The 26,643-nt window shown below is 63.1% G+C and carries 28 protein-coding genes; 17 read left to right on the forward strand and 11 right to left on the reverse strand.

Annotated features, from left to right (window positions below; all coding sequences use genetic code 11):
- Positions 1-5 precede the first annotated feature (5 nt).
- Positions 6-1,361: a phosphoglucosamine mutase gene (glmM, locus tag DC363_RS07175; protein WP_108640451.1), complete on the forward strand. Its 1,356-nt coding sequence runs from the start codon at positions 6-8 to the stop codon at positions 1,359-1,361.
- Here the strand turns inward: glmM and DC363_RS07180 are convergent.
- Positions 1,351-2,262 (reverse strand): DMT family transporter, encoded by a 912-nt coding sequence (locus tag DC363_RS07180; RefSeq protein WP_108640452.1) that lies wholly within the window; start codon positions 2,260-2,262, stop codon positions 1,351-1,353. The two genes, glmM and DC363_RS07180, sit on opposite strands and share 11 nt — an antisense overlap.
- A 151-nt stretch (positions 2,263-2,413) precedes the next feature.
- On the reverse strand, positions 2,414-3,436 hold the full coding sequence (gene ilvC, locus DC363_RS07185) for a ketol-acid reductoisomerase (RefSeq protein ID WP_108640453.1): 1,023 nt from the start codon (positions 3,434-3,436) through the stop codon (positions 2,414-2,416).
- Positions 3,437-3,569: 133 nt separating this feature from the next.
- Between ilvC and DC363_RS07190 the strand changes: the two genes are divergently transcribed.
- The 5 genes from DC363_RS07190 to DC363_RS07210 all read left to right on the forward strand — a co-directional run bounded on the left by DC363_RS07190 (position 3,570) and on the right by DC363_RS07210 (position 8,028).
- Entirely contained in the window at positions 3,570-4,025 is a 456-nt protein-coding gene (locus DC363_RS07190) for an Lrp/AsnC family transcriptional regulator (protein ID WP_108640454.1), read from the forward strand.
- A complete protein-coding gene (locus tag DC363_RS07195) occupies positions 4,022-4,474 on the forward strand; it encodes an Lrp/AsnC family transcriptional regulator (RefSeq protein WP_108640455.1) in 453 nt (150 codons plus the stop codon). Before DC363_RS07190 ends, DC363_RS07195 begins: the two co-directional genes overlap by 4 nt.
- Before the next feature lie 49 nt (positions 4,475-4,523).
- Complete coding sequence (locus tag DC363_RS07200; protein WP_108640456.1) at positions 4,524-5,312, forward strand: GGDEF domain-containing protein; 789 nt, start codon at positions 4,524-4,526, stop codon at positions 5,310-5,312.
- A gap of 81 nt (positions 5,313-5,393) precedes the next feature.
- Positions 5,394-6,524: an aminotransferase class V-fold PLP-dependent enzyme gene (locus DC363_RS07205; protein ID WP_108640457.1), complete on the forward strand. Its 1,131-nt coding sequence runs from the start codon at positions 5,394-5,396 to the stop codon at positions 6,522-6,524.
- Between the two features lie 94 nt (positions 6,525-6,618).
- A complete protein-coding gene (locus DC363_RS07210) occupies positions 6,619-8,028 on the forward strand; it encodes an MATE family efflux transporter (RefSeq protein WP_241962951.1) in 1,410 nt (469 codons plus the stop codon).
- A gap of 55 nt (positions 8,029-8,083) precedes the next feature.
- On the opposite strand, the gene DC363_RS07215 is transcribed toward DC363_RS07210, so the two are convergent.
- Positions 8,084-8,500 carry a hypothetical protein gene (locus DC363_RS07215; protein ID WP_108640459.1) on the reverse strand — a complete coding sequence of 139 codons (417 nt, stop codon included), beginning with the start codon at positions 8,498-8,500 and terminating at the stop codon, positions 8,084-8,086.
- A gap of 60 nt (positions 8,501-8,560) precedes the next feature.
- The gene (locus DC363_RS07220; RefSeq protein WP_108640460.1) at positions 8,561-9,763 is read right to left on the reverse strand and encodes a pyridoxal phosphate-dependent aminotransferase; all 1,203 of its coding nucleotides are present in this window, start codon (positions 9,761-9,763) and stop codon (positions 8,561-8,563) included.
- Between the two features lie 89 nt (positions 9,764-9,852).
- Between DC363_RS07220 and DC363_RS07225 the strand changes: the two genes are divergently transcribed.
- The 3 genes from DC363_RS07225 to DC363_RS07235 all read left to right on the forward strand — a co-directional run bounded on the left by DC363_RS07225 (position 9,853) and on the right by DC363_RS07235 (position 11,128).
- Positions 9,853-10,248, forward strand: a complete 396-nt coding sequence (locus tag DC363_RS07225) for a helix-turn-helix domain-containing protein (protein ID WP_108640461.1) — start codon at positions 9,853-9,855, stop codon at positions 10,246-10,248.
- Positions 10,245-10,520 (forward strand): succinate dehydrogenase assembly factor 2, encoded by a 276-nt coding sequence (locus tag DC363_RS07230; protein ID WP_108640462.1) that lies wholly within the window; start codon positions 10,245-10,247, stop codon positions 10,518-10,520. Before DC363_RS07225 ends, DC363_RS07230 begins: the two co-directional genes overlap by 4 nt.
- 92 nt (positions 10,521-10,612) lie before the next feature.
- Positions 10,613-11,128: a MarR family winged helix-turn-helix transcriptional regulator gene (locus tag DC363_RS07235; RefSeq protein WP_108640463.1), complete on the forward strand. Its 516-nt coding sequence runs from the start codon at positions 10,613-10,615 to the stop codon at positions 11,126-11,128.
- A 7-nt stretch (positions 11,129-11,135) separates the two neighbouring features.
- Here DC363_RS07235 and DC363_RS07240 read toward each other — a convergent pair whose 3' ends face one another.
- The 4 genes from DC363_RS07240 to DC363_RS07255 form a co-directional block, all read right to left on the reverse strand.
- Positions 11,136-11,810 (reverse strand): DUF1194 domain-containing protein, encoded by a 675-nt coding sequence (locus tag DC363_RS07240; protein ID WP_241962952.1) that lies wholly within the window; start codon positions 11,808-11,810, stop codon positions 11,136-11,138.
- A gap of 88 nt (positions 11,811-11,898) precedes the next feature.
- Positions 11,899-12,333, reverse strand: a complete 435-nt coding sequence (locus DC363_RS07245) for a VOC family protein (RefSeq protein ID WP_108640465.1) — start codon at positions 12,331-12,333, stop codon at positions 11,899-11,901.
- 57 nt (positions 12,334-12,390) lie between these two features.
- Entirely contained in the window at positions 12,391-13,764 is a 1,374-nt protein-coding gene (locus tag DC363_RS07250) for a surface lipoprotein assembly modifier (protein ID WP_158270844.1), read from the reverse strand.
- Positions 13,742-14,740 (reverse strand): HupA family protein, encoded by a 999-nt coding sequence (locus DC363_RS07255; RefSeq protein ID WP_146180758.1) that lies wholly within the window; start codon positions 14,738-14,740, stop codon positions 13,742-13,744. Before DC363_RS07255 ends, DC363_RS07250 begins: the two co-directional genes overlap by 23 nt.
- Positions 14,741-14,943: 203 nt before the next feature.
- Here DC363_RS07255 and thyX point away from each other — a divergent pair, with 203 nt between their 5' ends.
- Together thyX and DC363_RS07265 are read left to right on the forward strand one after the other, a co-directional pair.
- On the forward strand, positions 14,944-15,849 hold the full coding sequence (thyX, locus tag DC363_RS07260) for an FAD-dependent thymidylate synthase (RefSeq protein ID WP_108640471.1): 906 nt from the start codon (positions 14,944-14,946) through the stop codon (positions 15,847-15,849).
- Positions 15,819-16,697: a DUF3800 domain-containing protein gene (locus tag DC363_RS07265; RefSeq protein ID WP_108640473.1), complete on the forward strand. Its 879-nt coding sequence runs from the start codon at positions 15,819-15,821 to the stop codon at positions 16,695-16,697. The genes thyX and DC363_RS07265 overlap by 31 nt, the downstream gene beginning before the upstream one ends.
- A gap of 296 nt (positions 16,698-16,993) precedes the next feature.
- On the opposite strand, the gene DC363_RS07270 is transcribed toward DC363_RS07265, so the two are convergent.
- Positions 16,994-17,200 carry a cold-shock protein gene (locus tag DC363_RS07270; RefSeq protein ID WP_108640474.1) on the reverse strand — a complete coding sequence of 69 codons (207 nt, stop codon included), beginning with the start codon at positions 17,198-17,200 and terminating at the stop codon, positions 16,994-16,996.
- Positions 17,201-17,316: 116 nt separating this feature from the next.
- Between DC363_RS07270 and DC363_RS07275 the strand changes: the two genes are divergently transcribed.
- A complete protein-coding gene (locus DC363_RS07275) occupies positions 17,317-17,640 on the forward strand; it encodes an arsenate reductase family protein (RefSeq protein ID WP_108640475.1) in 324 nt (107 codons plus the stop codon).
- Positions 17,640-18,002 carry a hypothetical protein gene (locus DC363_RS07280; protein WP_108640476.1) on the forward strand — a complete coding sequence of 121 codons (363 nt, stop codon included), beginning with the start codon at positions 17,640-17,642 and terminating at the stop codon, positions 18,000-18,002. Before DC363_RS07275 ends, DC363_RS07280 begins: the two co-directional genes overlap by 1 nt.
- A gap of 48 nt (positions 18,003-18,050) precedes the next feature.
- On the opposite strand, the gene thrS is transcribed toward DC363_RS07280, so the two are convergent.
- On the reverse strand, positions 18,051-20,000 hold the full coding sequence (gene thrS, locus DC363_RS07285) for a threonine--tRNA ligase (protein ID WP_108640477.1): 1,950 nt from the start codon (positions 19,998-20,000) through the stop codon (positions 18,051-18,053).
- Between the two features lie 377 nt (positions 20,001-20,377).
- On the opposite strand from thrS, the gene DC363_RS07290 reads away from it, so the two are divergent.
- From DC363_RS07290 to DC363_RS07300, 3 genes are all read left to right on the forward strand, one after another.
- Positions 20,378-21,529: an MFS transporter gene (locus tag DC363_RS07290; RefSeq protein ID WP_196778390.1), complete on the forward strand. Its 1,152-nt coding sequence runs from the start codon at positions 20,378-20,380 to the stop codon at positions 21,527-21,529.
- The gene (locus DC363_RS07295; RefSeq protein ID WP_108640479.1) at positions 21,522-22,253 is read left to right on the forward strand and encodes an alpha/beta fold hydrolase; all 732 of its coding nucleotides are present in this window, start codon (positions 21,522-21,524) and stop codon (positions 22,251-22,253) included. Before DC363_RS07290 ends, DC363_RS07295 begins: the two co-directional genes overlap by 8 nt.
- A gap of 207 nt (positions 22,254-22,460) precedes the next feature.
- Positions 22,461-23,174 (forward strand): alpha/beta fold hydrolase, encoded by a 714-nt coding sequence (locus tag DC363_RS07300; protein ID WP_338418928.1) that lies wholly within the window; start codon positions 22,461-22,463, stop codon positions 23,172-23,174.
- A gap of 7 nt (positions 23,175-23,181) precedes the next feature.
- On the opposite strand, the gene phaZ is transcribed toward DC363_RS07300, so the two are convergent.
- Complete coding sequence (gene phaZ, locus DC363_RS07305) at positions 23,182-24,480, reverse strand: polyhydroxyalkanoate depolymerase (RefSeq protein WP_108640480.1); 1,299 nt, start codon at positions 24,478-24,480, stop codon at positions 23,182-23,184.
- 161 nt (positions 24,481-24,641) lie between these two features.
- Between phaZ and phaC the strand changes: the two genes are divergently transcribed.
- Positions 24,642-26,450 carry a class I poly(R)-hydroxyalkanoic acid synthase gene (gene phaC, locus DC363_RS07310; RefSeq protein WP_108640649.1) on the forward strand — a complete coding sequence of 603 codons (1,809 nt, stop codon included), beginning with the start codon at positions 24,642-24,644 and terminating at the stop codon, positions 26,448-26,450.
- Positions 26,451-26,643 lie beyond the last annotated feature (193 nt).

Consider the following 26,643-nt stretch of genomic DNA (forward strand, 5'->3'; position numbering starts at 1 on the left):
AGCCCATGGCGCGCAAATTTTTCGGAACCGACGGCGTGCGCGGCACGGCCAACAAATATCCCATGACCGCCGAAATGGCGCTGCGGATCGGTGCGGCGGCGGGGCGGTATTTTCGCAACGACGGCTCGAACGGGCACCGCGTGGTGATCGGCAAGGACACCCGCCTCTCGGGCTATATGTTCGAAAACGCGCTGACCGCGGGGCTGACCAGCACCGGGATGAACGTGCTGCTGCTCGGGCCCGTGCCCACGCCGGCGGTGGGGATGCTCACGACATCGATGCGGGCCGATCTTGGCATCATGATTTCCGCAAGCCACAATCCCGCGCAGGACAACGGCATCAAGTTTTTCGGCCCCGACGGGTTCAAGCTGTCCGACGATGCGGAAAGCGAGATCGAGCGCCTGCTGGAAGGCGAAGTCGAGCCGGCACAGGCCACCAACATAGGCCGCGCCAAACGGATCGACGACGGCCGGTTCCGCTACGCCGAACGGATCAAGGCGACCTTCCCGCACGGGATGCGTCTGGACGGGCTGAAGGTGGTGATCGATTGCGCCCATGGTGCGGGCTACAAGGTCGCGCCCGAAGTGTTGTGGGAACTCGGCGCCACGGTGATCCCTGTCGGCACCGACCCCAATGGCTACAACATCAACGAGAATTGCGGCTCCACCAGCCCGCGCACGGCCGCCGAAGCGATTGTCACCCACGGGGCGGACGTGGGCATCTCGCTCGACGGGGACGCCGACCGCGTGATGATCCTTGACGAGAACGGACAGGTCGCCGACGGCGACCAGATCATGGGGCTTTTCGCCACCCGCTGGGCCGAACAGGACCGGCTGCGCGGCGGCACGCTGGTGGCGACGGTGATGTCGAACCTCGGGTTGGAGCGGCATCTGGACGAGCGGGGGCTGACCCTGAAGCGCACCGCCGTGGGCGACCGCTACGTGGTCGAGGCCATGCGCGCGGGCGGGTTCAACCTTGGCGGCGAACAATCGGGCCATATCGTGATGACCGACTACGCCACCACCGGCGACGGGTTGCTGGCCGGGTTGCAGTTCCTCTCGGCGATGGTCGAGACCGGGCGTCCCGCGTCCGAGCTGTCGCGCGTGTTCGAGACGGTGCCACAACTGCTGCAGAACGTGCGTTTTGAAGAGGGCGCGGACCCCTTGGCGCAAGCGCCCGTCAAAGCCGCGATTGCCGAAGCCGAGGCGACGCTCAACGGGCAGGGGCGCTTGCTGATCCGCAAGTCAGGCACCGAGCCGCTGATCCGGGTGATGGCAGAATGCACCGACGACGGGTTGCTGGCCCAAGTGGTCGACGGGATCGTGGCCGAAGTGGCCGCCGCCTCCTCGGTCAACGGCTGAAGCGCACCGCCCCCAGCAGGGTGCGCAGGCTGTTCCACTGGCTGATCGCCAGCCCCCCGAGGATCAAGAGCAGCGCCACGAAGAACCGCAGGGGTAGCACTTCGGACAGCACCCAAGCGCCGAAAAACATCGACCAGACCGGCACCTGGTAGTTCACCAGCGTCATGAACACGGGCCCGGCAGAACGGATCACCTGCACCCGCAGCAGGGCAGCAAGGGCGGTGGGCACGAGCCCGAGGAAAAGGATCGCGACGCCGGTCCTGTCGGCGTTCAGCGTCGGCACGCCTTCCAGCAAAAGCATGGCGGGGATCAGGCAGATCGCGCCCACGACCAAGCCAGACGCGGCCAGTGCCAGACTGTCCAACGGCGGGCAGCGCCGGGTGAGAATGGCGGCGAGCGCGTAGCTGAACGACGCGGCAAGGCAGGCCAGTTCGGGCAGGGCCAGCGTGCCGGAAGAGACGTCAAACGCCGCCGGACCGATCAGCACCGCCGCGCCGATGAAGCCGAAGACCACGCCGAAGGCCTTGCGCGCCGACATGCGATCATCGGTGAAGAAATGCGCCAGCGGCAGCACGAACAGGGGCAGGGCTGCCATGGAGATTCCGGCAAAGGCCGAGGGCACATATTGTTGCCCCCAGGACAGCAGGGCGAAGGGCAGGGCGGTGTTGAGGACCCCCATGGGGACCAGATGCGCCCACATCCTATGCCCCCGAGGCAGGTGCCGGCCCATCGCGTGCAACAGCAGCACAAGCGTCACCGCCCCCAGCGTGGTACGCGCGCAGGCCACGGTCAAAGGGCCGTAGCCCTCAAGCGCGATGGACACCACCATGAAGGTGCCGCCCCAGATCAGTCCGAGGGTGAAGATCGAAAGCCAGTTCAGGGGCGTAGGCTGTGCGGTCATGGGCGGACTTGTCGGTATGAGAAGATCTCGCGGCGGCGGCGACCGCGACTAAAAACAGGATCGTAAAACGAGGCGGTCGGCCCCTGTCGCAAACGGGGCCGACCTTGAAAGAAGTAAGGGGCCAGCGTGGCCGGCCCCTTGAGGTGTTCGATCAGTTCTTCGACTTGTCGACCATCTTGCCTTCGGAGATCCACGGCATCATGGCGCGCAGCTTCTCACCGACCTGTTCGATCTGGTGCTCGTCGTTGATCCGGCGCGTCGCCTTGAAGTAGGGCTGGCCCACGGCGTTCTCGGCCATGAAGTCACGCACGAACTTGCCGGTCTGGATGTCCGTCAGCACGTCCTTCATGCGCTTCTTGGTTTCCTCGTAGGGCAGGATGCGCGGACCGGAGACGTATTCACCGTATTCAGCGGTGTTGGAGATCGAGTAGTTCATGTTGGCGATGCCGCCTTCGTAGATCAGATCCACGATCAGCTTGGTCTCGTGCAGACACTCGAAATAGGCCATTTCGGGCTCGTAACCGGCTTCGACCAATGTCTCGAAGCCCATGCGGATCAGCTCGACGATGCCGCCGCAGAGCACAGCCTGTTCGCCGAAAAGGTCGGTTTCGCATTCCTGACGGAAGTTGGTCTCGATGATGCCCGAGCGGCCGCCGCCGATGGCGGAGCAATAGGACAGGCCGATTTCCTGCGCCTTGCCCGACGCGTCGGTGTCGACCGCGATCAGACAGGGGACGCCGCCGCCCTTGACGTATTCGCCGCGCACGGTGTGGCCGGGGCCCTTGGGCGCCATCATGATCACGTCGACGCCTTCTTTCGGCTCGATCAGGCCGAAGTGGACGTTCAGGCCGTGGGCGAAGGCGATGGCTGCACCGGGTTTGATGTGGTCGTGGACGTATTTCTTGTAGGTCTCCGCCTGCAGCTCATCGGGCATGGTGAACATGATCAGATCGCACCAAGCCGCAGCTTCTTCGATGCCCATGACCTGCAAGCCTTCGCCTTCGGCCTTGGCGCGCGAGGGCGAGCCTTCGCGCAGCGCGACGACAAGGTTCTTCGCGCCGGAATCGCGCAGGTTCAGGGCATGGGCGTGGCCTTGCGAGCCATAGCCGAGGATGGCGACCTTTTTGTCCTTGATCAGGTTCACGTCGCAATCACGGTCATAATAAACGCGCATTGGTTAATCCTTCGTTACAGTTGCGTTGGCGGCACTATGGGCGAGCGTCCGACAAGAAGCGAGTGGCGTTCCATTGAATTTCCGGCGTATAGTGAAGTTGTCATGCGCGTTTTGCGAGCTGTTAGGATTTATCATGCTTGACGATCTGGATCGCCGCCTGTTGCGGCAGTTGCAGGCCGACCCGTCCCTGACGGCGGCGGAGCTTGGCGCGCGGGCGGGGGTGCCCCCGTTAAAGGCCAGCCGCCGGCTGGGGCGTTTGCAAGAGTTGGGAATCCTGCAGGGCCAGCACGCGGTCATCGATTGGCGCGCGCTGGGCTATGCGGTCGCGGTCTCGCTCCGGGTCACGCTCGACAAAGCCGAACCGCGCGCCTTCGACACATTTTTGGCCGCCGCACGGAAGTTGACGCATGTCACCGAGATCCAGACCTTTCTGGGCCGTGTCGACGTGCGCCTGAACGTGATCGCCCGCGATATGGCCCATTATCAGCAGATCTACCGCGAAGAGATCCTGCAATTGCCCCACATGGCAGATCTTGAAGCGCTGATGACCGTGGCGACCCTGCACACCGATGAAAGCCTGCCCCTATGACGCTCGACGACCTCGACCGCGCCATTCTGGCCGCACTGCAACGCGACGCCACGCAGACGGCCGCGGCCCTTGGCGGGCGCATCGGGCTCAGCCAGCCCGCAACATGGCGGCGCATCAAGCGCCTGCGCGAAGCGGGCGTGCTGGCCGGGCAACGGCTGGCGCTGGATGCTGAGAAGCTGGGCTTCGGCGTGACCGTCTTTCTGGGGGTGAAACTGGCGACCAAGGGCCGCGTCTCGCTTGAGGATTTCGAACGGGCGGTGGTGGCCATCCCCGAGGTGCAATTGGTCGAACACGTGCTGGGGCTTTACGACTACCGCCTGCGCGTGGTGGCCCGTGATCTTGCAGATTTCGAACGGGTCTTGCGGCGGCGGGTCATGACCCTGCCCGGTGTCGGCGATGTCGAGGCGAACGTTCTGCTGAGCGAGGAGCGCCGCCCCGGGCCGATTTAAGGGTTTCGCAAGGATCGTGCCCTATCATGGGGCCACTCAAGAGGGTCCGATGCTCAAACTCAAAACCGCACCGTCGATTGGCATCTTCTGTCTGACCATCACGCTGTTCGGCATCGTCGTGGCGACCGGGGTGGAATATGTCTTCTACCCCGAAGCCTATGCGGACAGCGTCGCTGGCAAAAAGGCGGTGATTGTCGTCACCATCGCGGTGCCGGTGTCCTTCGTGTTGGCATTGATCATCCGACGCAACACCTTGCTGGCGGAAGAACTGTTGCACCTTGTGAACCGGGACCGTTTGACCGACGTGGCCACGCGCGACTTCTTCTTCGCGCGGCTCAAGATGGACGCAGACTCCTACGGCGTGTCGCTGATGATCGACATCGATCATTTCAAGGTGGTGAACGACAGCCACGGCCATCTGGTGGGCGACCGGGTGATCGCGCAGGTCGCGCAAACCTTGAGCGCTCAGTTACGCGAAGAAGATATCGTCTGCCGCTTCGGGGGGGAGGAGTTCCTCGTCTTCCTGCGCAAGGCGACGCCAGACGAAGGATGGGCCGTGGCGGAACGGATCCGCAAGGCGGTGCAGGACACGGTGATCCTCGGCAATGGCGGCCAGATCGGCGTGACCGTCTCGGTGGGTGGTGCACTGAAACACCAGCTTGAGGAGATCGAGGAGGCGATCAAACGCGCCGACGTCTGCCTTTACGAAGCCAAGCGCAACGGCCGCAACCGCACGGTCGTGGCATGGCCCATGGCAGCCGCCAGCGCAGGCCCGGACGGTGCAGCACCCCCTTTCGTGCCACGCAGCAGCGACGCAACCGACCGGCGTGCCTCTTAAAGGCGCGCTTTGCCCCGACATGAACGAATTGCCCCGGCCAGCGCCGACGGGTAGTCATGGGGCAAAGAAGGAGTGTCGCCCATGTCGCATGAACCAAGCCAGAGCGTCGATCCCAACGGATTGATGGAGTTTTCGGTCGTTTTCACGGACCGGTCGTTGAACCACATGTCGAAGGTCTTCCAGGGCGTGATGACCGATCTGCACGGGATGCTATGCGACGTCTATCAGGCGGACGGCGTGGCCATCGTGCCCGGGGGCGGAACCTATGGCATGGAAGCGGTGGCGCGGCAGTTCGGGGCCGGGGCCCATGCGATGATCGTGCGCAACGGCTGGTTTTCCTACCGCTGGAGCCAGATTTTCGAGGCGGGCGGTTTTGCCGGGGAAACAACTGTTTTCAAGGCCCGCCAGACCGGCAACGACAGCCGCGCCCCCTTCGCGCCCGCCCCCATAGAAGAGGTGACGGCGGCCATCCGTGACGCCAAGCCCGACGTGGTCTTCGCCCCCCATGTGGAAACCAGCGCCGGGATCATCCTGCCCGACGACTACATCAGGGCGCTGGCGAGTGCCGCCCATGAGGTGGGGGCGCTGATGGTGCTCGACTGTATCGCCTCGGGGTGTGTCTGGGTCGACATGAAGGACAGCGGCGTGGACGTGCTGATCTCGGCGCCGCAGAAGGGCTGGTCGAGCAGCCCCTCGGCCGGCTTGGTCATGTTCTCGGACCGCGCGTTGACACGGCTGGAGGAGACCACGTCGGACAGTTTCGCGATGGATCTGAAGAAGTGGCGCGCGATCATGGAAGCCTATCTGAACGGGGGGCATGCCTATCACGCGACCATGCCCACGGACGCGCTGCGCGATTTCCGCGACACCATGCAAGAGACGGCCGAACTTGGCTTTGATGCCATGCGCAAAGCCCAGTGGGATCTGGGGGAGCGTGTGCGGAGCTATTTCGCCGAAAAGGGGCTGACCAGCGTCGCCGCCGAAGGATTCGGCGCGCCGGGCGTCGTGGTCAGCTACACCGACGACCCGGACGTGCAGAACGGATCGAAGTTCGCAGCCGTAGGCATGCAGATCGCCGCGGGCGTGCCCTTGGCGGTGGATGAACCGGACGATTTTCGCACCTTCCGCATCGGCCTGTTCGGCATCGACAAGCTGCGCGACGTGGACGCGACCTTTGCCAAATTCAAATCGGTGGCCGATCAGGTCCTCTGACCCGCGCAAAGGTGCCTTGCGCGTGCCGCATTGAAATGCTGCGCGCGCAGGCTGGACGAGGTTGGGGTTTGGGCATAAGCCATTTGACATGTCCATGTCCGACCCCCTCTTGCGGCCTGCGCCGACCCCCTACCGCGAGCATACCGGCCGCCTGTTGAAGCTCGGGCTGCCGCTTGTGGGGGCGAATCTGGCGGGATTCTCGATCCACATGACCGATACGATCATGTTGGGCTGGTACTCCGTCACCTCGCTTGCAGCGGCGACCGTGGCGACCGGTCTGTGGTTCGTGATCTTCATCATCGGCGCGGGATTCGGCCGCGCGGTGACGCCGATGGTCGCGGAAGCCGTGGAGCAGGGCGACGAGACGCGATCGCGGCGGGTCACGCGGATGGCGCTGTGGCTGTCGGCGATCTATGCGGCGCTGTTGCTGGTGCCCTTCATGTATGGCGAGGCCTTCCTTCTGTTGATCGGGCAGGAAGCCGTCGTCGCGGCCGAGGGCGGGCTTTATTTGCGCATCGCGGTATTGGGCATGTTCCCGGCCATGGGCGCGCAGGTGATGCGGTCCTATCTGGGGGCGCAGGAACTCACCGCTGTGCAGCTGTGGATTACGTTGGTGGCCTTAGCGGCCAATGCGGTGGTGAACTACGCGCTGATTTTCGGCCGCTTGGGCGCACCCGAGCTGGGCATCGAGGGGGCGGCCATCGCCTCGGTGATCATTCAGGTCCTGCAGGTCGTGGCCCTGATGGTCTATGCCCAAAAGCGTCTGCCCGAAGCCGAGCTGTTCCGCCGCATGTGGCGCATCGACGTGGAAGCCATGTGGCAGGTGTTCCGCTTGGGATTGCCGATCGGGCTGACGTCATTTGCCGAAAGCGGCATGTTCCTTGCGTCGTCGGTGATGATGGGCTGGATCGGCACGATCGAACTGGCCGCCCACGGCATCGCCATGCAACTGACAGCGTTCATGTTCATGTTCCACGTCGGAATGGCCGAGGCCGCGACCATCCGGGCCAGCCGCCAGTTCGGCGCCCGCAACGAGGTCGAGCTGCGCCGGGGCGCCTTTGCCGCCTATGGTGTGTCGCTGGCCTTCGGGGTGCTGGTGGTCGTGCTTTTCGTGCTGGCCCCGGCTTTTTTCGTATCGCTGTTTCTGGACCCCAGCGATCCGGCCCGCGATGCGGTGCTTGCCCTTGGCGTCGTGCTGGTGATGATGTCGGCGCTGTTCCAGTTCGTCGATGCCGGGCAAGTGGTGGCCTTGTCGGTGTTGCGCGGGGTGCAGGACACGCAGGTGCCCATGTGGTTGGCGATCATCAGCTATTGGTGTGTTGGCATGCCCACGGGCTATGTCATGGCCTTCGTGCTGGGGCTTGGCCCCGTGGGGCTGTGGCTGGGGTTGACCGTGGGGCTGGGGGCGGCGGCGATTCTGCTGAGCCACCGGTTCTGGACGCGGTCGGCACATATCGCCCGACCGGTTGCGCGCGAGGCAGGCGGTGCGCCGATTTTGAAATAAAATCGGCGGCCTCCGGCGGGGATATTTGTAAAGCAAAGATGAACGGGCGGGGCGCCTATTCGGCGGCGTCCTGACCTTTGAGCAGCCGGTCGGCCTTCTTGCGCACCAGAAGCGAGCGCAGGTCGTGCATGGCCAGCAAGAGCGCGTCGGTCACCTCTTCCAGTTGGTCGTCGCTGGCCTTGGACTGCACCCATTGCGTGGTGATGTTGAGGTAGTCGACCGCGCGGTGAATGTCGTCGATGTCGCGCCGGGCGAGCAGGGCACGCCGGTCCGCCATCCAGCGCTCGATCTCGGCCAGATCCTCGGGGGTGAGGGTCCGGTCGCCTTGGGGTTTCACCTCTCCGTTCTTGATGTTGATCACCGCGATCTGGTCCATCTCGATCCGGCGCTGGCGGTTCTCGGTGTCCACACGGAAGACCGCAGCGCCGTTTTCGCGGACGCGGAAGTAATAGTCGGGAAGTTCTGCGCCCATGGCGTCACCCTCTTGCAGCGGTGGTTCAGTTTAGCAAGGCGGTGTCGCTGCCGCCAGAGTTTAGCGCAAAGCGGCGCAGAACCGCTGGATGCGCAGACAAGCCTCTTGCAGGGCGGCGTCCGAAGTGGCGTAGCTGACCCGGAACGCAGGCGAGAGGCCGAAGGCCGCCCCGAAGACGACCGCGACGCCGGTTTCGTCAAGCAGGGCGGTGGCGAAGGCTTCGTCGTCCACGATGGCCGTGCCCGCGCCGCTGGTCTTGCCGATGCAGCCGCTGATGTCGGGATAGACATAAAAAGCGCCCTCGGGCGTGGGGCAGGTGATGCCGCGTGCGTCGTTCAACATGCCGACGACCAGATCGCGGCGGCGCTGGAACAGGCGGGCATTTTCGGCCAGATAGGTCTGCGGGCCGGTCAAAGCCTCGATCGCGGCCCATTGGCTGATGGTGCAGGGGTTCGACGTGGACTGTGACTGGATCTTGCGCATGGCCGCGATGAGGGGCTCCGGCCCGCCCGCATAGCCAATCCGCCAGCCCGTCATGGCATAGGCCTTGGAGACGCCGTTGGTGGTCAGCGTGCGGGCGTAGAGACGCGGCTCGACCTGCGCGGGGGTGCAGAAGGTGAACCCGTCGAAGGCCAGATGTTCATACATGTCGTCGGACATCACCCAGACGTGGGGGTGGCGCAGCAGAACATCGGTCAACGCCTGCACTTCAGCCCAGGAATAGCCCGCTCCGGTGGGGTTCGACGGCGAGTTGAAGATCAGCCATTTCGTCTGGTCCGTAATCGCGCGCTCAAGCGCCTCCGGCGTCAGCTTGAACCCGGTGTCCAGCGTGGTCCCGGCGATGACCGGCGTGCCACCGGCCAGCCTCACCATGTCCGGGTAGCTGACCCAATAGGGGGCGGGAATCACCACCTCGTCGCCCGCGTTCAGCGTGGCCATCAGCGCATTGTAGAGGATCTGTTTGCCGCCGGTGCCCACCGAGATCTGCTGCGGGGCATAGGTCAGGCCGTTGTCGCGGGCGAACTTGTCGCAGATCGCCTGTTTCAGCTCGGGCAGGCCGTCGGGGGCGGTGTACTTCGTCTTGCCTGCCTGAATGGCGGCGATCCCCGCGTCCTTGATGTTCTGCGGCGTGTCGAAATCCGGCTCACCGGCGCTGAGGCTGATGATGTCGCGGCCGCTTGCGCGAAGCTCGGCCGCTTTCGTGCTTATGGCGATAGTCGGCGACGGTTTGACGCGGTCGAGTGTCGCGGAAAGGAAGGACATTTTGGGCCTCGTGTAGCATCCGGGGGTTGGATCTGTCATAGGGGGCGGGTCGGGGACTGACAACTCGGCACAGACAGGGAGAGGTGCGAATGCAAGACGGAGATGACATGCAGGACTGGTACAGCGAAGAGACGGCGACCTTCGGCGACCGGCTGGCCGCCGCCCGTGAGGCGGCGGGCCTGACCCAGAAAGAGCTGGCCCAGCGGGTCGGCGTCAAGTTCGGCACCCTGCGCAACTGGGAAGACGACCTGAGCGAGCCGCGCGCCAACCGTCTGAGCATGCTGGCCGGTATTCTGGGCGTGTCCCTGCGGTGGCTGCTGACCGCCGAGGGCGAGGGGCTGGATGCGCCGGACGCTGCCGCCGAGGTGCCGCCGAACGTGACCATGATGCTGACAGATCTGCGGGCGGTGCGGGCGCAGCTGGCGCAGTCCAACGAACGTCTGGCGCAACTGGAAAAGCGCCTGCGCGCCATGGGCAAACCATGAGTGAGCCCCTGGACGTGATGCGCAAACGGCTGCACATGCGGTCGATCCGGCGTGGCATCAAGGAAATGGACCTGATCCTGACAGAGTTTTCCCGGCAGCATCTGGCGACCCTGTCGCAGACCGAGCTGGAACTGTATGATGCCTTGCTGTCGGAAAGCGATCATGACCTGTATCAATGGGTCAGCGGGCAGGCGGAGGAACCGGCGCGGTATCGCGCGCTGATGGACCTGATCCGGGCCAATTCGGTCGGGCTGACGCGGCCTGCGGAATAAGGCGCAAGGTTGCGACAAATTTCGGGCGATTTAAGGGATTGTTTTACCTCTGCATGGCACTGACGTCGTAGAAAATTGCGACGGAGACTCTGATGAGCTTGCATTCCCTGCCCACGACCCCGCCTGCGCCCCCGCGCGGGGCCGATGCCGAATTCATGAACACCTATCTGGACACGCTGACGCTGGTGGAACGGCTGCACCGGCTGTTGCTCGATGTCATCAAGGATGAGTTCGAGCGCGTCGGCGTGTTGGACATCAACGCCGTTCAGGCGCTTTTGCTGTTCAACATCGGCGACAACGAAGTCACCGCCGGAGAGCTCAAAAGCCGCGGTTATTATCAAGGCAGCAACGTGAGCTACAACCTCAAGAAGCTGGTCGACATGGGTTACATGCACCACCAGCGGTGCGAGGTGGACCGCCGGTCAGTGCGGGTGCGTCTGACCGAGAAGGGCCGCACGATCCGTGATGTGGTGGCGCGGCTGTTTGCCGGGCATGCGACGGGCTTGCAAGAGAAGGGCGTGCTGGACATGAACGGTCTGGATGAGATCGCCACCGCCCTGCGGCGGGTTGAGCGGTATTGGACGGACCAGATCCGCTACATCTATTGAGCGGCACCTAGTGGGTCGTGACGAGCTGGCCGATGGCCATGGCCTGCAACTCGCGCAGCAGCTTACGTCGCATCGCTGTGGCATAATCATCGAACCCTTGCGCGACTTCGACGAAGGCCGCGGGGCCACGAATGACATAGGCGGTGTAATAGGCCGCCAGTTCATGGGTTTGCGGGTCCATCCCGCCGTCGGGCGCATCCCCGGTGCCGGGGCCGATCACAAGGCCGTTGACGGTGACAGGCGCGCCCGCGTCGGGGATATCCTGCGGCCGACGTCCGGTGTTGCCCCGCCCGTCGCCGGACAAATCCAGCGTGCGGGTCCAGCAGGCGGGGCGCTGATCCAGCAGCGCCAGACCGTAGCGCAGCGCCTCGCCCAGTCCGGTGCTGGGGCCCATCTCGGCCCGGTCGGTGCGGCGCAACCGCCGTTGCACCTCGGCCAGGGTTTCGGCGTCGCGGATGGACATCCAGTCGATCACCAGCCGCTGGTCGGTCGGATCGGACCATTCGAACACCGCCAGATCGACAGTGCCGCCCGCGGGATCGAGCAGCGCCGCCGCCACCTCGGCATCCCCGAGCGCTGTGGCCAGACCGTCAAGCTGCAACCGGTATTCGCGGGCGTCCACGGACCCGGACACATCCAGCCCGAGGGCCAGCGCTTGCCGGCAGGGGGTCTGCGCCGCCACCGGGTCGGCCAGCGCGCAAACCGCCGCGAGGGTCAGACCCCGCGGCAGCCAGCCGGACAGGCGCGACCGGCAACGCGCTGCGGTGCGCTTACCAGTGACCGGTATTCTCCATGCTGGCCCAGGGCTCTTGCGGGGGCAGGCTCTCACCTTCCTGCAAAAGCTCGATCGAGATGTTGTCAGGGCTGCGCACAAAGGCCATGTGCCCGTCGCGCGGCGGACGGTTGATGGTGACGCCGTTGTCCATGAGTTTCTGGCACAGATCATAGATGTTGTCGCAGCGATAGGCGAGGTGCCCGAAATGGCGGCTGTCCGACGGCAGGCCATCATCGCCGTCCCAGTTGTAGGTCAGCTCAACATCGTTGTGTCCGTCTGCCTGATCCGGCGGGCACAGGAACACCAGCGTGAACCGGCCCTTTTCGTTTTCCATGCGCTTGCGCTCGACCAGGCCGAGCAGCTTGAAGAAGTCGATCGTCGCATCAAGGTCTTTGACGCGCACCATGGTGTGCAAATATTTAAGGGACATGTGAACTCCTGTGTTGGGTTGCGGCACCCTAACACGCCGTGCAGCGGGGGCCAGAGGTCAGAAGCTGGAGCGGATGCCGATGTTCAGGGAATATTCGCTGGTCTGGAAACGGCTCACGTTGCTTTGCGTGTCCTGCACGCCCAGCGTGGCGACCGGAACGAACCCTGCATATTCAAGGGTGTCGACGACTGCGGACAGACTGCCGAACCAGCGCGTGTCGGTCCGGCCATCGGGCACTTTGAAGATGATCCGGTAATCGGCATAATGGGTCCGGCTGGCCCCGAGCGAGGCGGACAGTTGGAACGGACCCACGGGATCGGCGAAGGCGTAACTAAGCCGCGCGGTGACCGCTTCGTAGCGTTCGTTCGGACTGTCCGAGATTTGTTCTTCGTGCGAGAGTTGCAGCGTTGTCCGGTTGCCGCTCTCTGCGCGATAGGCAAGCTTGGTGCTCAGGGTCCGACGCAGGTTCGAGCGGCGGCTGCGACCCTGCAGATCGGTCCTTTGCACCTCGCTTGTGACTTCGGCACGGGTTTGCGGGGTCAGCGCCTGTCCATAGGACAAAATCCCGTTGATGTAGTTCGTCTTATGTACGCCGCCGAACCAACTCGACCCGACCGTGGCCTGGGTGGTGACAAAACCCTCCGCAAGCCGGCGTTCGTCGCGCAGGCCCAGCTCGAGCCGCTGCGATCCGAAGTCCGAATTCTCGCTCGTGGGCGAGGTTTCGTGGGCCGCGTCAGAGAGCCAGACCGCGCGGGCATAGGCCCGGCCAGTTACGCTTGTGCGATGGGCCGGCCCGCGGGAGATGGCATAGGCGAGCCGCACATCCGCGGTGGCCGAGACCCCCGGAAGCGCTTGCGCATCGCCGCTCAGCACGCCCACAAAGGGCAGCCCGTCGATGATGTTCAACTCGGTTTCGCTGCCGCCGTTCACGTTGTTCGACGGCGCGATGGAAAAGCCCAGCGACACGGACAAGGGATTGAGCCGCCGGATCCCACGATAGTCGGTCTGCGTCTGGCGATAGGCCCGGTCGTCCGGCGCATTCGCGGCCGCGCGCCGCAGCCAGACCTGCGACAGGGTGTAGCGTTCTTCGTTTGCGGCGGCGAGGGCGGTCAGGCGCGCGGCCTCGTAGCGGTCTTCGGGCGTGTCGGACAACCGATAGGCCCGCGCCCCCGCAAGGCGGCCTTCGCGCCCCGAGCCCAACTGCGGCTGCGCCGCCGCCAGAACGATCAGGGCGGCGCGGTCATCGGTGTTGGCATTAAGCAAAGCCTGCGCAAAATCCCGGGCCAGTTCGAACTGGCCCGAGAGCACCGCCTGCCGCGCCGCGATGCGGCCATCTTCAAGGCTGAGATGGAACGTCTCGGCGGGTGATGACGTGGTCAGTCCGACCAGAAGCGTGGCTGCGGCAAGATTACGATGGATTGACCGATGCACAGATGGGATCCTCACCGGGTTGTCCACATTGCGTCAGGACGAAGACGCCGAATTCGTCTTCGCTCTCGATGCCCGGAATCGTGTCCCCATCAAGGTGCACGACGCCCGCGACACCCGCAGCCTCGGTCCCGCCGAAGGTCCCCCCGTATGAGCCGATCCCCTCTTGTGCGGGGTTCTCGGCCGTGCCGAAGAACGTGCCTTCATCGGTGATGTCAGCCGGAATAAGATAGACGTCTTCCAATTCGTTCCCGCCGATGAGCGCCTGCAATGCCGGATCAAGGTTGACGAAGGCCCGGTTGTAGATGGCACCGTTGACCTGATTGTCGCCAAAATCCGCATTAAGGAAAATGTCACCGGTGATCTGCGCGGATTGATCCGGCAAGAGCGCAGGATCGGCGCCGGGTGGGGGCGTCATCAGTTCGTTTCCATCGGCGTTCAGATTGGACAACCCCGCATAGGTGCCGGCGTAACTGACAAGTCCGGTGTCGTTCGGGCCCGAGCCCGGGGTGTAGTCGCCGTCGGTGGCATAGAAGCCGCCGCCGAAGAACTTGGTGAACTGGCCGCCGTCCATCACGACCGCGCCAAGCACCGATCCGTCGTTGCTTTGCGCCACGATGGCGACGAACATCCGGTCCAGCGCGTCATCCTGATAGCTGAAAACCTCGTACCCCGGGGCAAGGGCGGTCAGCGCGGCGTTCGGCGTGTAGTCCTGCTGCGGAATGTCCGAATCCGTGCGGTCCAGCGCCAGCATATCCACCGACAGGGTGCCCGGGTCCGATCCGGTCCCCGGAACATAGGCCACCGATTGCAGGTTGTCGGCGAGGGCGAGGGGGATCCCTTCGGAGGAGACCTCTTCGCCTTCCTCGATGACGGGGGTTTCGGGGTCTTCTACGACCGGCTCTTGGTTAAATGGGTTTTCACTGTCGCACGCGGCAAGGGCGGCGGTCAGGCCGAGGGCCATGAAAAGTCTGCTCATATCAACTGTCCCAATAATAGAATAGTGCGCAATTTCGCGTCATTGCCGCCATAGTCCTGCGATGGGAATTTCAAGTCAACGACGCAGTCGCAGGGGAACCGCATGATGTGGCATTTTCGCGGTTGTTTCGGGCAGATATGGTATATCGGACACTCTTGAGCAGAATCACCGCCCCCAAACGCAAGACCAAAGGACCCATCCCCATGCCCGTGACCCCCGAACAACAGGCCGAAATCGACGATTTGCGCAAAGCAGCGGTGCCCACGCTGCGGGCTGTCGCGCCGGGGATGGAGGCGCATCTGTACAAGGCGCGTGAGGTTCTGGACCACGGATTCGTGCGCGTCATCGACTACATGGGCGACGATGCGGCGATCTGTCAGGCCGCACGGGTGAGTTATGGCAAGGGCACGAAATCGGTGCAGAACGACGAAGGGCTGATCCGCTACCTGATGCGGCACTGGCACTCGACCCCTTTCGAGATGTGCGAAGTCAAGCTGCACGTGAAGCTGCCGGTTTTCGTGGCCCGCCAGTGGATCCGGCACCGCACCGCCAACGTCAACGAATACTCAGCCCGCTACTCGATCCTCGACCGTGAGTTCTACATCCCGCGCGCCGAGGATCTGGCCGCCCAGTCGGTGATCAACAACCAGGGCCGGGGCGAGACGTTGACCGGCGAGGAAGCCGAGCGCGTGCTGCGCTACCTCAAGGACGACGCGGGCCGCGCCTATGACCACTACGAAGAGATGATCAGCGACGAGGGGCAGCAGGGTCTCGCGCGCGAATTGGCGCGGATGAATCTGCCCGCGAACATCTATACCCAGTGGTATTGGAAGGTGGACCTGCACAACCTGTTCCACTTCCTGCGCCTGCGCGCCGACAGCCACGCGCAATACGAAATCCGCGTCTACGCGGATGCGATTTGCGAGATGGTGAAAGACTGGGTCCCAGCGGCATACGGTGCGTTCGAAGACTACCGCATGGGCGGCGCAAACCTGAGCGGCCGACAGCTCGAGTGCATCCGCAAGATGCTCAAGGGCGAAGAGGTCACGCAGGAGACGTCCGGGATGAGCAAGGGGGAATGGCGGGAGTTTATGGGAGTTGTTGGGTGAGTGAATTGCACCATTTTTACATAGACGATTCCAAAATAAGGCCGAAGGCGCACCATAGACAGCGAATGGGTGAGCTAGTGGCGGCAGGTGGTATTATCGTGGACGTCAGTCGCCTCAAAGACTTTGAAAATGCGATTGATACTATCTGTAGAAAAGAAAGTTATGACATCCCAGACAGCGAGAACATAAAGTGGTCTCCGGACAAGCACTCGTGGCTCAGGGATAACCTTGAACGGGGTGTGCGAAATGCTCTTTATCGCGAGCTTTTACAATGTGCGGATGAGCATGATGCTAAGGTCATTGTCGCCATCAGCGATCTGAAGTGCAAAATTGCTAACCAGAAAGCTTTAGATCATGAGATGGACGCGACGCTTTTGGTACTCGAACGCTTTGATACTTGGTTGGGCAGTGGCCATGGAATGGTTTTCTTGTCGAAGCCTTCCGGTGGATCGAAAGATCAAATGAAATTCATCGAGGAATGCATTGAACATCGGCAGAACGGGACTGATTACGTAAAGTTTGACAGTTTTGTATCTAACCCACACATCGTACCAGCCAAGCAATCCCGCATACTTCAGGTGGCCGATCTAGCAGTGTCGATAACGAACGCAAAGGTTGCAGGCGGAGATAAATACGCCGACGCCCTATTCGAGTACGTCTTAAAAATGATGCCTGAAACAAGTAGAGGCGTTAAGGGAGGGCTTGGATTAAAGATCCACCCGTCCTTTAAGTATCGAAATCTATACCACTGGGTTTTGGGTGACCAGTACTATGTTGAGTCGTCGACTGGTATCCCACTACCAATCGAGTCGTATCCATATTCAACTGAAGAAATGAGATGGAGCTAACCAATCTTAGGGTGCCCGTTATCCCGATGGTACGATGAATACGGCCACCAACTCAGGGCGGTCGACCAACCCGTGTTTCGCCGGATTATGGCAATAGTAATTGCCCGCGAGCCGCATAATCGGCTTCGTCTAAATCAGGAAAGGGGAGGCTACATACCCCCCCAAAAAAAGCTACATTCGGCTGGTCTACCTGAATCCAATACAGCAAACATTGAGCCCGCCGCACATAATCCGCCTCACGCACTGACATCACCGCAGGTGCGAAAGCCCTCGAATTCGTAGGGAAAACCCGACGCTCAAGCGCCCCGTAAGTTCCCCGCCATCTGCCGCCCGTCGCGGCCTTCAACGAGGTCGTATTCGACCGGCATATCGTCAGCCAATCCCGTCATGCCCGATTGTTCCACGGCCGAGATGTGCACGAACACGTCATTGCCGCCTTCTTCCGGTTCGATAAATCCGAACCCTTTCGTTGTATTGAACCACTTCACCTTACCCTTGGGCATGTCGTATTCCTCCACTTGATCGTCGGGGGCCGCGGCCCCACGTGTTCTTAACTCGCGGCCGGCGAAAAAGTTCAAACGGCGCGGGGAGAGTGTGATCGGAAAAGGGGGAGGACAGGATGCGGTTCTTTGGTTTGAAAACCTGTGACACCTGTCGCAAGGCGCTGAAAATGCTGGACGGGCGAGCGGTTGAGGTGATCGACGTGCGGGCGGACGGGCTGTCCGACGCTGACCGGGCCGCGATTGTCGCCGCGTTCGGAGAGGCGGCGATCAACAAGCGGTCAACCACGTGGCGCGCGCTGTCCGAGGCGGAGCGGGCGCGGGACGTGGCGGCGCTTCTGGAGGAGCGTCCGACGCTGATGAAACGTCCAGTTATCCTGCATGAAGGCGTCTGGTATCAGGGCTGGACGCCCGAGACGCAGCGCGCTTTGGGGGTGTCGTGATGCGCAGCGCGGCGGGTCTTCTGGGGATCATCGGTGGCGTGATCGGCATCTTTGTGGGGCTGTTCGGCTACGGCATGGTGGCGCTGTCGAACCGGCCCGAGGTGACGGGCTTCGATCTGTTCGACAATCCCGGCTTTGTGCAACTGGTGAGCCTTCTGGCGCCGCTGTTGCTGGTCGCCGGCGGTGCCATGGCGCGGACCCGTGCGCTCTGGGCCGGAGGCGCGCTGCTGATGGGCGCCGCGCTGTTCTACGCGGCCTTCGGGTTCAACGTAGCGACGATGTTTCCCATCGGCTTTGGCGGGGTCGGCGGGCTGCTGGCGATCGCCGCCGGCCGCCCGGACGAGGAAAAGGCGCACTTCTAGATCATGCACCCGGGGCGCCCGCCCACGGCTTGCGGACGGGCCTTTGGGTCAGCGCAGGTCTGGCGGCGTGGCCGCGGCCTGCAACTCGCTCACGATGTCGTCGAGACCGGTGACCGAGGTTTTCTTCTCGCCCAGACGGCGCACGGAGACGGTGCGCTCCTCAACCTCGCGCCCGCCGCAGGCCAGAATGACCGGCACCTTGCCCAGCGAATGCTCGCGGACCTTGTAGTTGATCTTTTCGTTGCGGATGTCCGCCTCTGCCCGAACGCCCGCCGCGCGCAGGGCTTCGACCACCTCATGCACGTAGTCGTCGGCATCCGACACGATGGCGGCCACAACCACCTGACGGGGGGCGAGCCAGAAGGGAAGCTTGCCGGCGTGCTCCTCGATCAGAATGCCGATGAACCGTTCGAACGAGCCGAGCGTCGCGCGGTGCAACATGACAGGGCGATGCTTCTCCCCGTCCGCGCCGATGTAGGTCGCGTCCAACCGCTCAGGCAGCACGAAGTCCACCTGATGCGTGCCGCACTGCCAGTCCCGCCCGATGGCGTCGGTCAGCACGAACTCCAGTTTCGGCCCGTAAAAAGCGCCTTCACCGGGGTTCAGTTCAAACTCCAACCCGGCCGCTTCCGTCGCCGACATAAGGGCCGCTTCGGCCTTGTCCCAAACCTCATCCGAGCCTGCGCGTTTCTCGGGCCGGTCGGAGAATTTCACCTTGAACGAGGCGAAGCCGAGGTCCTCATAGACTGACGACAGAAAGTTAATAAAACGTTTCGTTTCCGATTCGATCTGGTCTTCGGTGCAGAAAATATGCCCGTCGTCCTGCGTGAATCCGCGCACTCGCATGATGCCGTGCAGCGCGCCCGAGGGCTCATACCGGTTGCACGACCCGAACTCCGCCATCCGCAACGGCAGGTCGCGATAGGATTTAAGACCTTGATTATAAACCTGAACGTGGCAGGGGCAGTTCATCGGTTTGAGCGCATTGACCGTCTTTTCGCGGGCGTGCTCCTCGTCCACCTCGACGATGAACATATGGTCTTGATACTTTTCCCAATGGCCCGAGGCTTCCCAGAGCTTGCGGTCCACAACCTGCGGGGTGTTCACTTCGACATAGCCGCCCGCCCGCTGCTTGCGACGCATATAGTCCTGCAGCTGCGTATAGATCAGCCAGCCGTTGGGATGCCAGAACACCTGACCCGGGGCCTCTTCCTGCATGTGGTAGAGGTCCATCTCGCGGCCGAGTTTGCGGTGGTCGCGCTTCGCGGCCTCTTCGAGCATGTTGAGGTGGGCGCGCAGCTGCTCCTTGTTCTGGAAGGCCACGCCGTAGATCCGCTGCAGCATGGCGCGGTCGGAATCGCCGCGCCAATAGGCCCCGGCGATGGACATCAATTTCCACGAATCCCCGGGCACTTGGCCGGTGTTCTGCAGGTGCGGGCCACGGCAGAGGTCCTGCCAGTCGCCGTGCCAATACATGCGCAGCGGCTCATCGCCCGGGATGGAGTTGATGAGCTCGACCTTATAGGGTTCGCCGTTGTCTTCATAATGCCGGATCGCGCGGTCACGGTCCCAGACCTCGGTGCGAACTTCGTCCCGCTTGTTAATGATTTCCTTCATCTTTTTCTCGATCACGGCGAGGTCTTCCGGCGTGAACGGATCTTTGCGGTCGAAGTCGTAATACCAGCCGTTGTTGATCACAGGACCAATGGTAACCTGCGTGTCGGGCCAGATTTCCTGCACGGCGCGGGCCATGATGTGGGCCAGGTCGTGGCGGATCAGCTCAAGCGCCGGAGCCTCGTCCTTCATGGTGTTGATCGCAATGCTGGCGTCGTCCTCGATGGGCCACTGCAGGTCCCAGTGCTGGCCGTTCACCGTGGCGGAAATCGCCTTTTTCGCAAGGCTCGTCGCAATGCTGGCCGCGACTTCGGCAGGCGTGACGCCGGCGTCATAGTCGCGCGAATTGCCATCGGGAAAGGTGAGGGAGATCGTCTGGGCCATGGGCTTGGCTCCTCGTCGGTTTGGCGGCTACAAAGCGCCCGGTTGCGGGTATGGTCGCGCGTCTTGTGGCGCAGGCGGCGGGACGCGTCAAGCACCGTCTGGCATCAGCAGTCTTGTCCGGGGCCAGTGGATCATCGGGGCATATGGCCTATGTGCGGTTAAGCATTGATTAAGGATTTTATTCGATCATGACTGGAGAAACGACACCCCGAAGCGGGGGCCAGCCCGACAGCGCGCAGAATCAATCTGGGCAGGGGGAGGTGCGCGCAGACGGGCATAGGGATCAAACGCGGGACGCTGCGCGCGGTGATACGGCGCAGACTGATGTCTCCGCCGGAGCCCCGGACGCCGAGGGGCGCAATATCTGGCGGCACGTGGTGGCCCTCACTTCGAGCAAGTCCGCCGATGGTTTGGTTGATCCCAAACTGGTGTTGAGCTGGCTGCTGTCCACGCTTGGGGCCGGGGCCTTCTGGATCGGGGCGCTGGTGCCCGTGCGCGAAGCGGGGGCGCTCTTGCCGCAGCTCGCTTTGGCCGGGCGGCTCAAGGCGATGCAGTACCGCAAATGGGCCTGGGTCGCCGGCGCTCTGGGGCAGGCCGCGAGCGTTGCGGCGATTGTTCTTGCCGCCCTGACGTTGCAGGGCGATGCGGCCGGCGGCGTGATCGTCGGCATTCTTGCCGTGCTGGCGCTGAGCCGGTCCGTCTGTTCGGTGAGCTACAAGGACGTGCTGGGCAAGACCGTCCGCAAGCGGCAGCGGGGCCAGACCATGGGCAAGGCGAGCACCGCGGCCGCGGTGACGGTCATCGTCTTCGCCGGGATTCTGATGGCGCTGGACGGGCAGAAATACGGGCTGGTGATCGGTGCGCTGGTGCTCGCGGCCCTGCTCTATGCGCTGGCGGGCTTCGTCATGGCGCAGGTTGAAGAGGGTGCGTCGGACGCGGGCGAGGCGGACGGGATCGTCGCATCGTTACGCCTGTTGCTCGACCGGCCGCAACTGCGGCTGTTCATCATGGTTCGGGCGTTGCTGGTGGGCTCGGCCCTCGCACCGCCCTATCTGGTGATGCTGGCCGGTGGCGGCGGCGTATTCGAGCAGTTGGGCGCGCTGGTGCTGGCTTCGGCGCTGGGGGCGCTTGCCAGTTCCTATGTCTGGGGCTGGCTGTCGGATCGCTCGGCGCGGCTGGTGCTGGTCTGGTCGGGCCTGTCCGGAGCCGCGGCGCTGGCCGTGGCCCTGATGGTCGGATCAGCGGGCGGGGTCTGGGGCATGCCCGTGGTGCTGTTCGGACTGATGGTGTCCTATCACGGCGTGCGGCAGGGCCGCTCGACCTATCTGGTGGATATGGCGGATGAGACCGACCGCGCGGCCTATACCGCTGTCAGCAACACCGCCATCGGCGCCTATTTGCTGGGGGTCGGCGCGCTCTCGGCCGGGCTTGCGACAGTCAGCGTCCCCCTTGTCATCGGGGTCTTCGCCGTGATGTGTTGTGCGGGGGGCGCTTTGGCCCTGAAACTGGAAGAAGTGCAACATGCATAAGACGTTGAAGACCCCACAGGGGCGCGATATTGCCTATCACCGGACCGAAGGGCGCGGGCCGACGGTGGTGTTTCTGGGCGGGTTCAAATCCGATATGGCCGGGACCAAAGCGGTGCATCTGGAGACTTGGGCGAAAGCGGCCGGACGCGCCTATGTGCGGCTGGATTACTCGGGTCACGGGATCAGCAGCGGCACCTTCGAGGAGGGGAGCATCGGCGACTGGGTCGAGGACAGCTGCGCGGTGCTGGAGCTGATCGAGGGGCCGCTGGTGCTTGTGGGCTCCTCCATGGGGGGCTGGATCGCGCTGCAGATCGCCCGCGCGCAGCCCGAGCGGATCGCCGGGCTGGTGGGGATCGCCGCCGCGCCGGACTTCACCGAAGACGGGTTCTGGGCGAACTTTCCGCCCCACATGCGCGAGGCACTGGAGCGGGAGGGTAAAGTGTCCCTGCCGTCTGACTATGGCGAGCCCTATGTGATCACGAAACGCTTGATCGAAGAGGGGCGCGAGCGGTTGGTGTTGCGCACACCGCTGTCCCTGCCGTTCCCCGTGCGCCTGCTGCAGGGCACCGAGGATACATCGGTCACCACCGAAACGGCGGTGCGGTTGCTGGAGCACGCCGACAGCCCCGACATGCGGCTGACGCTGGTAAAGGGGGCGGACCATTCCTTTTCAAGCGAGACCTGTTTGCCGTTGATCGTGCAGGCGATTGAAGAGGTGAGTTGAGCGGGTGGTAGGTGTGATACGGGCGTGAGACGGGGGCGCTGCCCCCCTCGCGCTGTGCGCGAGTCCCCCGGGATATTTCTGAAGCAAAGATGAGACGGCTGGGCGGAAGGCGGCTTTGTCCTTGGGTCGGCGGGATTTGCGGTTGCGTCCGGCAGGCGGGCATGAACAATCAGGGCGCGCAATCACGCCGATAGATTGAAAGAGGTTATGGTGGCCGAACCCCTCGTCCTGTTGCCCGAGATGATGTGCGATGCACGGGTCTGGGCGACCCAATTGACTGTGTTGAGTTACGAGCGGCCGGTGACCATGGCCCCGGTGGCGGCCGGTGACCGGATTGAGGAGATCGCATCGGGGCTTTTGTCGGTCTTGCCGTCGAAGTTCGCGCTTTGCGGCCATGGCATGGGCGGGGCGGTGGCGCTGGAGTTGGTGCGGCGAGCGCCCGAGCGTGTCGTGCGGTTGGCGCTGGTGGGGACGAACCCGCTGTCGGACACCCCGCAAGAGGCCGCGGACCGCGAACCGCGGATTGTCGGCGCGAAAGCCGGGCGGTTGGCCGCGGTTCTTGAGGAGGATGTCTTGCCACGGTTCGTGGGGCCCGGCCCGCAGCGGGGCGCCGTGATGGCGGAGCTGCAGGAAATGGCTCTGTCGCTGGGGGCGGATGTGTTTGCCCGGCAGGAGCGGGCGATGCAACGGCGCCGCGACCAGCAGGCGACATTGCGGCGGATCACCCAGCCGACGTTGGTGCTCGCCGGAGCCGAAGACAAGGTCGTTCCCTTGAAACGGCAGGAGTTTCTGGCCGAGTTGATCCCCTATGCCGAAATGCGGGTGTTGGAAGGGATCGGCCATATGGCCATGCTGGAGGCCCCCGAAGGGACCACCGAAGCGTTGTTCGCATGGATGCGCCAGCCACTGGTGCTGCGCTAGGGACGGTTCAGGCGGCGCTGCGGGGCGCGGCTTTCTTGGCGGCTTTGACCGAAGCCGGCCCTTTGGCGACCGGTTTGCCGTCGGCATTCGCGTCAATGAAATCGAGCACCAGCGGACGGATGTTGTTGCGCCAGCTGCGACCTGCGAAAATCCCGTAATGGCCCGCGCCGGGTTCGATATGCGCGGCCTTCTTGCTGTCGTCGAGACCGGTAAGCAGATCGAGGGCGGCAAGACATTGGCCGGGGGCGGAGATATCGTCTTCCTCACCCTCAACGATTTTCACCGCGACATTGGTGATCTTGCCCAGATCAATCTTGCGACCTTCGACGGTAAAGCTGTTGGTGGCAATTTCGCGGTTCTTGAAGATCCGCTCAACGGTGGAAAGGTAGAATTCCGCCGTCATATCCATCACCGCAAGGTATTCGTCGTAGAACGTGTTGTGCTTGTCGTTCTCCGAAGCCTCGCCCTTGGCTTGTGCCAGGATCTGGTTCTGGAACGCGGCGGTGTGGCTTTCGATGTTCATCGAGATGAACGAGGCCAGTTGCAACAGCCCCGGATAGACCATGCGCCCGACGCCGGGGTATTTGAAGCCGACCTGCTGGATCATCGTCTCTTCCAGTTGGCCCATGGTCACGGTGCGGCCGAAGTCGGTCACTTCCGTGGGGTTCGCTTCAGGGTCGACGGGGCCGCCGATCAACGTGAGCGAGCGTGGCTGCGCGTCAGGGTCCTGCGCGGCAAGATCGGCCGTGGCAGCAAGGGCCAGCGGCACGGGCTGGCACACGGCGATGACGTGGATGTCCGGGCCCAGTTCGCGCATGAACTCGCTCAGGTAGAGGGTGTAATCCTCGACATCGAACTTGCCGGCGGAGACGGGGATGTCGCGGGCGTTGTGCCAGTCGGTGATATAGACGTCGCAATCGGTGAGCAGGGACCGCACCGTCTTGCGCAGCAGCGTGGCGTAGTGGCCGGACATGGGCGCCACCAGCAGCACCCGGCGGTCGCGCGGTTTGCGACCGGGGATGGCAAAGTGGATCAGATCACCGAAGGGCTTGCTGAGCACGGTCTCGATCTCGACCAGATGGTCGCGCTTGCCTTCAGAGAAGGTGTCGATGCCCCAGTCAGGCTTGGCCACCATGCGCGCGAACGACCGTTCCGTCACCTCACCCCAGGCGCGCATCATTTCCATCGCCGGATTGGGCCACATGGCCAGCGCCGGATAGGACGCCATGGCACGGGCGGTCGCGCCGAGCCATTCGTTCGTGTTCCGAACGGTTTCCATAAGGTCGTAAGTTGCCATATACTTCATCTGCTCGCCCTCAAGGCTGGGGCCGCGATCTGACTGGTTCTTCGACCTCAGCCCTGAGACGCGGCATATTGTTCGCTTTGTCGTCAATCCGGGTTACCTTTGGATGAACGGCAATGCTGCACGTGCATCATGCACGTATTGATATGAGGGGCAACGGCGATATGACAACAGATGGTTCCGGAAAAACTGAAATCCCGATCCCCGACGCCGCGTTATCCAAGCTGGAAGCAAACACGGCCAAGATACAGGACCTGACCACCCGGCTGATGGCGATGATGGCGAACAAGCGGACGGTGCCCGTGGATTTGCAAGCGCCTGCGCCGGATCTCTATGCCAAGGCGCAACTCGCCTATTGGCAGGACATGGTGCAGAACCCCGCAAAGCTGATCGAACAACAGGTCGGCTATTGGGGCCAGACCTTGCAACACTTCGTCGAGGCGCAGCAGGCGCTGGCGTCGGGCAAGCTGGAAGCGCCCGAGGACCGGACGCCGGGCGACCGACGCTTCAAGAACCCGCTCTGGCAGACGCATCCCTATTTCAACTTTCTCAAGCAGCAATACCTGCGCAACGCCGAAGCCGTAGAGCAGACCCTGAGCGGAATCGAAGGCCTGGCACCCGAGGAGAAGAAACGGCTGGAGTATTTCAGCGGCCAGATCATCGACATGCTGTCGCCGACGAATTTTCTGGCGACCAACCCCGACGCGCTGACCAAGGCGGTCGAGACCGAGGGCGAGAGCCTTGTGCGGGGACTGGAGAACATGATCGCCGATATGGAGGCAAACGACGGTGAGCTTGTCGTCTCGCTCGCCGACAAGGATGCCTTCACCGTGGGCGAGAATATCGCCACCTCGGAAGGGGAAGTCGTCTTTCGCAACCATCTGTTCGAGCTGATCCAGTATGCGCCGACGACCGAACAGGTCCACAAGACGCCGCTGATCATCTTTCCGCCCTGGATCAACAAGTTCTACATCCTTGATCTGAAAGAGCAGAATTCGCTGATCAAATGGATCGTCGATCAGGGGGTGACATTGATCGTCGTGTCCTGGGTCAACCCCGATGCCTCGTATCGTGAGACGGGGATGACAGACTATGTCGAGGATGGCTACATCACCGCCTTCGAAACCGTGCGCGAGATTTGCGGCGTCAAGAAGGTCAACGCCGTGGGTTATTGCATCGCGGGCACGACGCTGTCGCTGTCGCTGTCGGTGATGAAGCAGCGCGGGCTGGACTACGTCAACTCAGCTACTTTCTTCACCACGCTGACGGATTTCTCCGACCGGGGGGAGGTGGGCGTCTTCCTTGAGGATGATTTCGTTGACGGGATCGAGAACGAGGTCGAACGCTCGGGCTATCTGGACAAGTTCTACATGAGCCGGACGTTCAGCTATCTGCGGTCCAACGATCTGATCTACCAGCCCGCGATCCGCAGCTACATGATGGGCGAGGCGCCCCCGGCCTTCGATCTGCTGTACTGGAACGGCGACGGCACGAACCTGCCCGCCAAGATGGCCGTCGAATATCTGCGCGGCCTGTGTCAGCAGGACAAGTTCGCCGGTGAGGGGTTCGAGGTGGCCGGCCACCTTGCCCGGATCGAAGAGGTCGACGTGCCGCTGTGCGCCATCGCCTGTGAGAGTGATCACATCGCGGCGTGGAAATCCTCGTATCGCGGGGTGCAAAAGATGGGGGCGACGGACAAGACCTTCATCCTTTCCGGCTCCGGTCATATCGCGGGCATCGTGAACCCGCCGGCAAAGAAGAAATACGGCCATTGGACGAACGACGATCTGTCGCTGCCGCCCGAGGCGTGGAAAGCCGCCGCGAAACAGCACGAAGGGTCGTGGTGGCCGCGCTGGGGCAAGTGGCTGGCGAAGCGGTCCGGCAAGAAGGTCGAAGCGCGTGCGCCGGGCAGTGAAACTCACCCCCCGATTGCGCCCGCACCGGGCAAATATGTCGTGAACGAGCGAATTTGAATTCGCGGTAAAAGGCGGCCTGAACACCTCCGGCGGGCGAAAACCTCTCTAAAACAAGGCGCTAGGGGTCGCTGCCCCAGCGTCACATTTTTATGCTGCAGTGCAGAATAATCCTTGAAATGCCGCAGCGCAGCATGTATGTCCTGTGCAGACGCAGAAACGCCGGGTTCCGGCACCGCAATCCGAAGGAGCA

The organism is Thalassorhabdomicrobium marinisediminis, from assembly GCF_003072065.1.
In the GTDB taxonomy this organism is placed as follows: Bacteria; Pseudomonadota; Alphaproteobacteria; order Rhodobacterales; family Rhodobacteraceae; genus Octadecabacter; species Octadecabacter marinisediminis.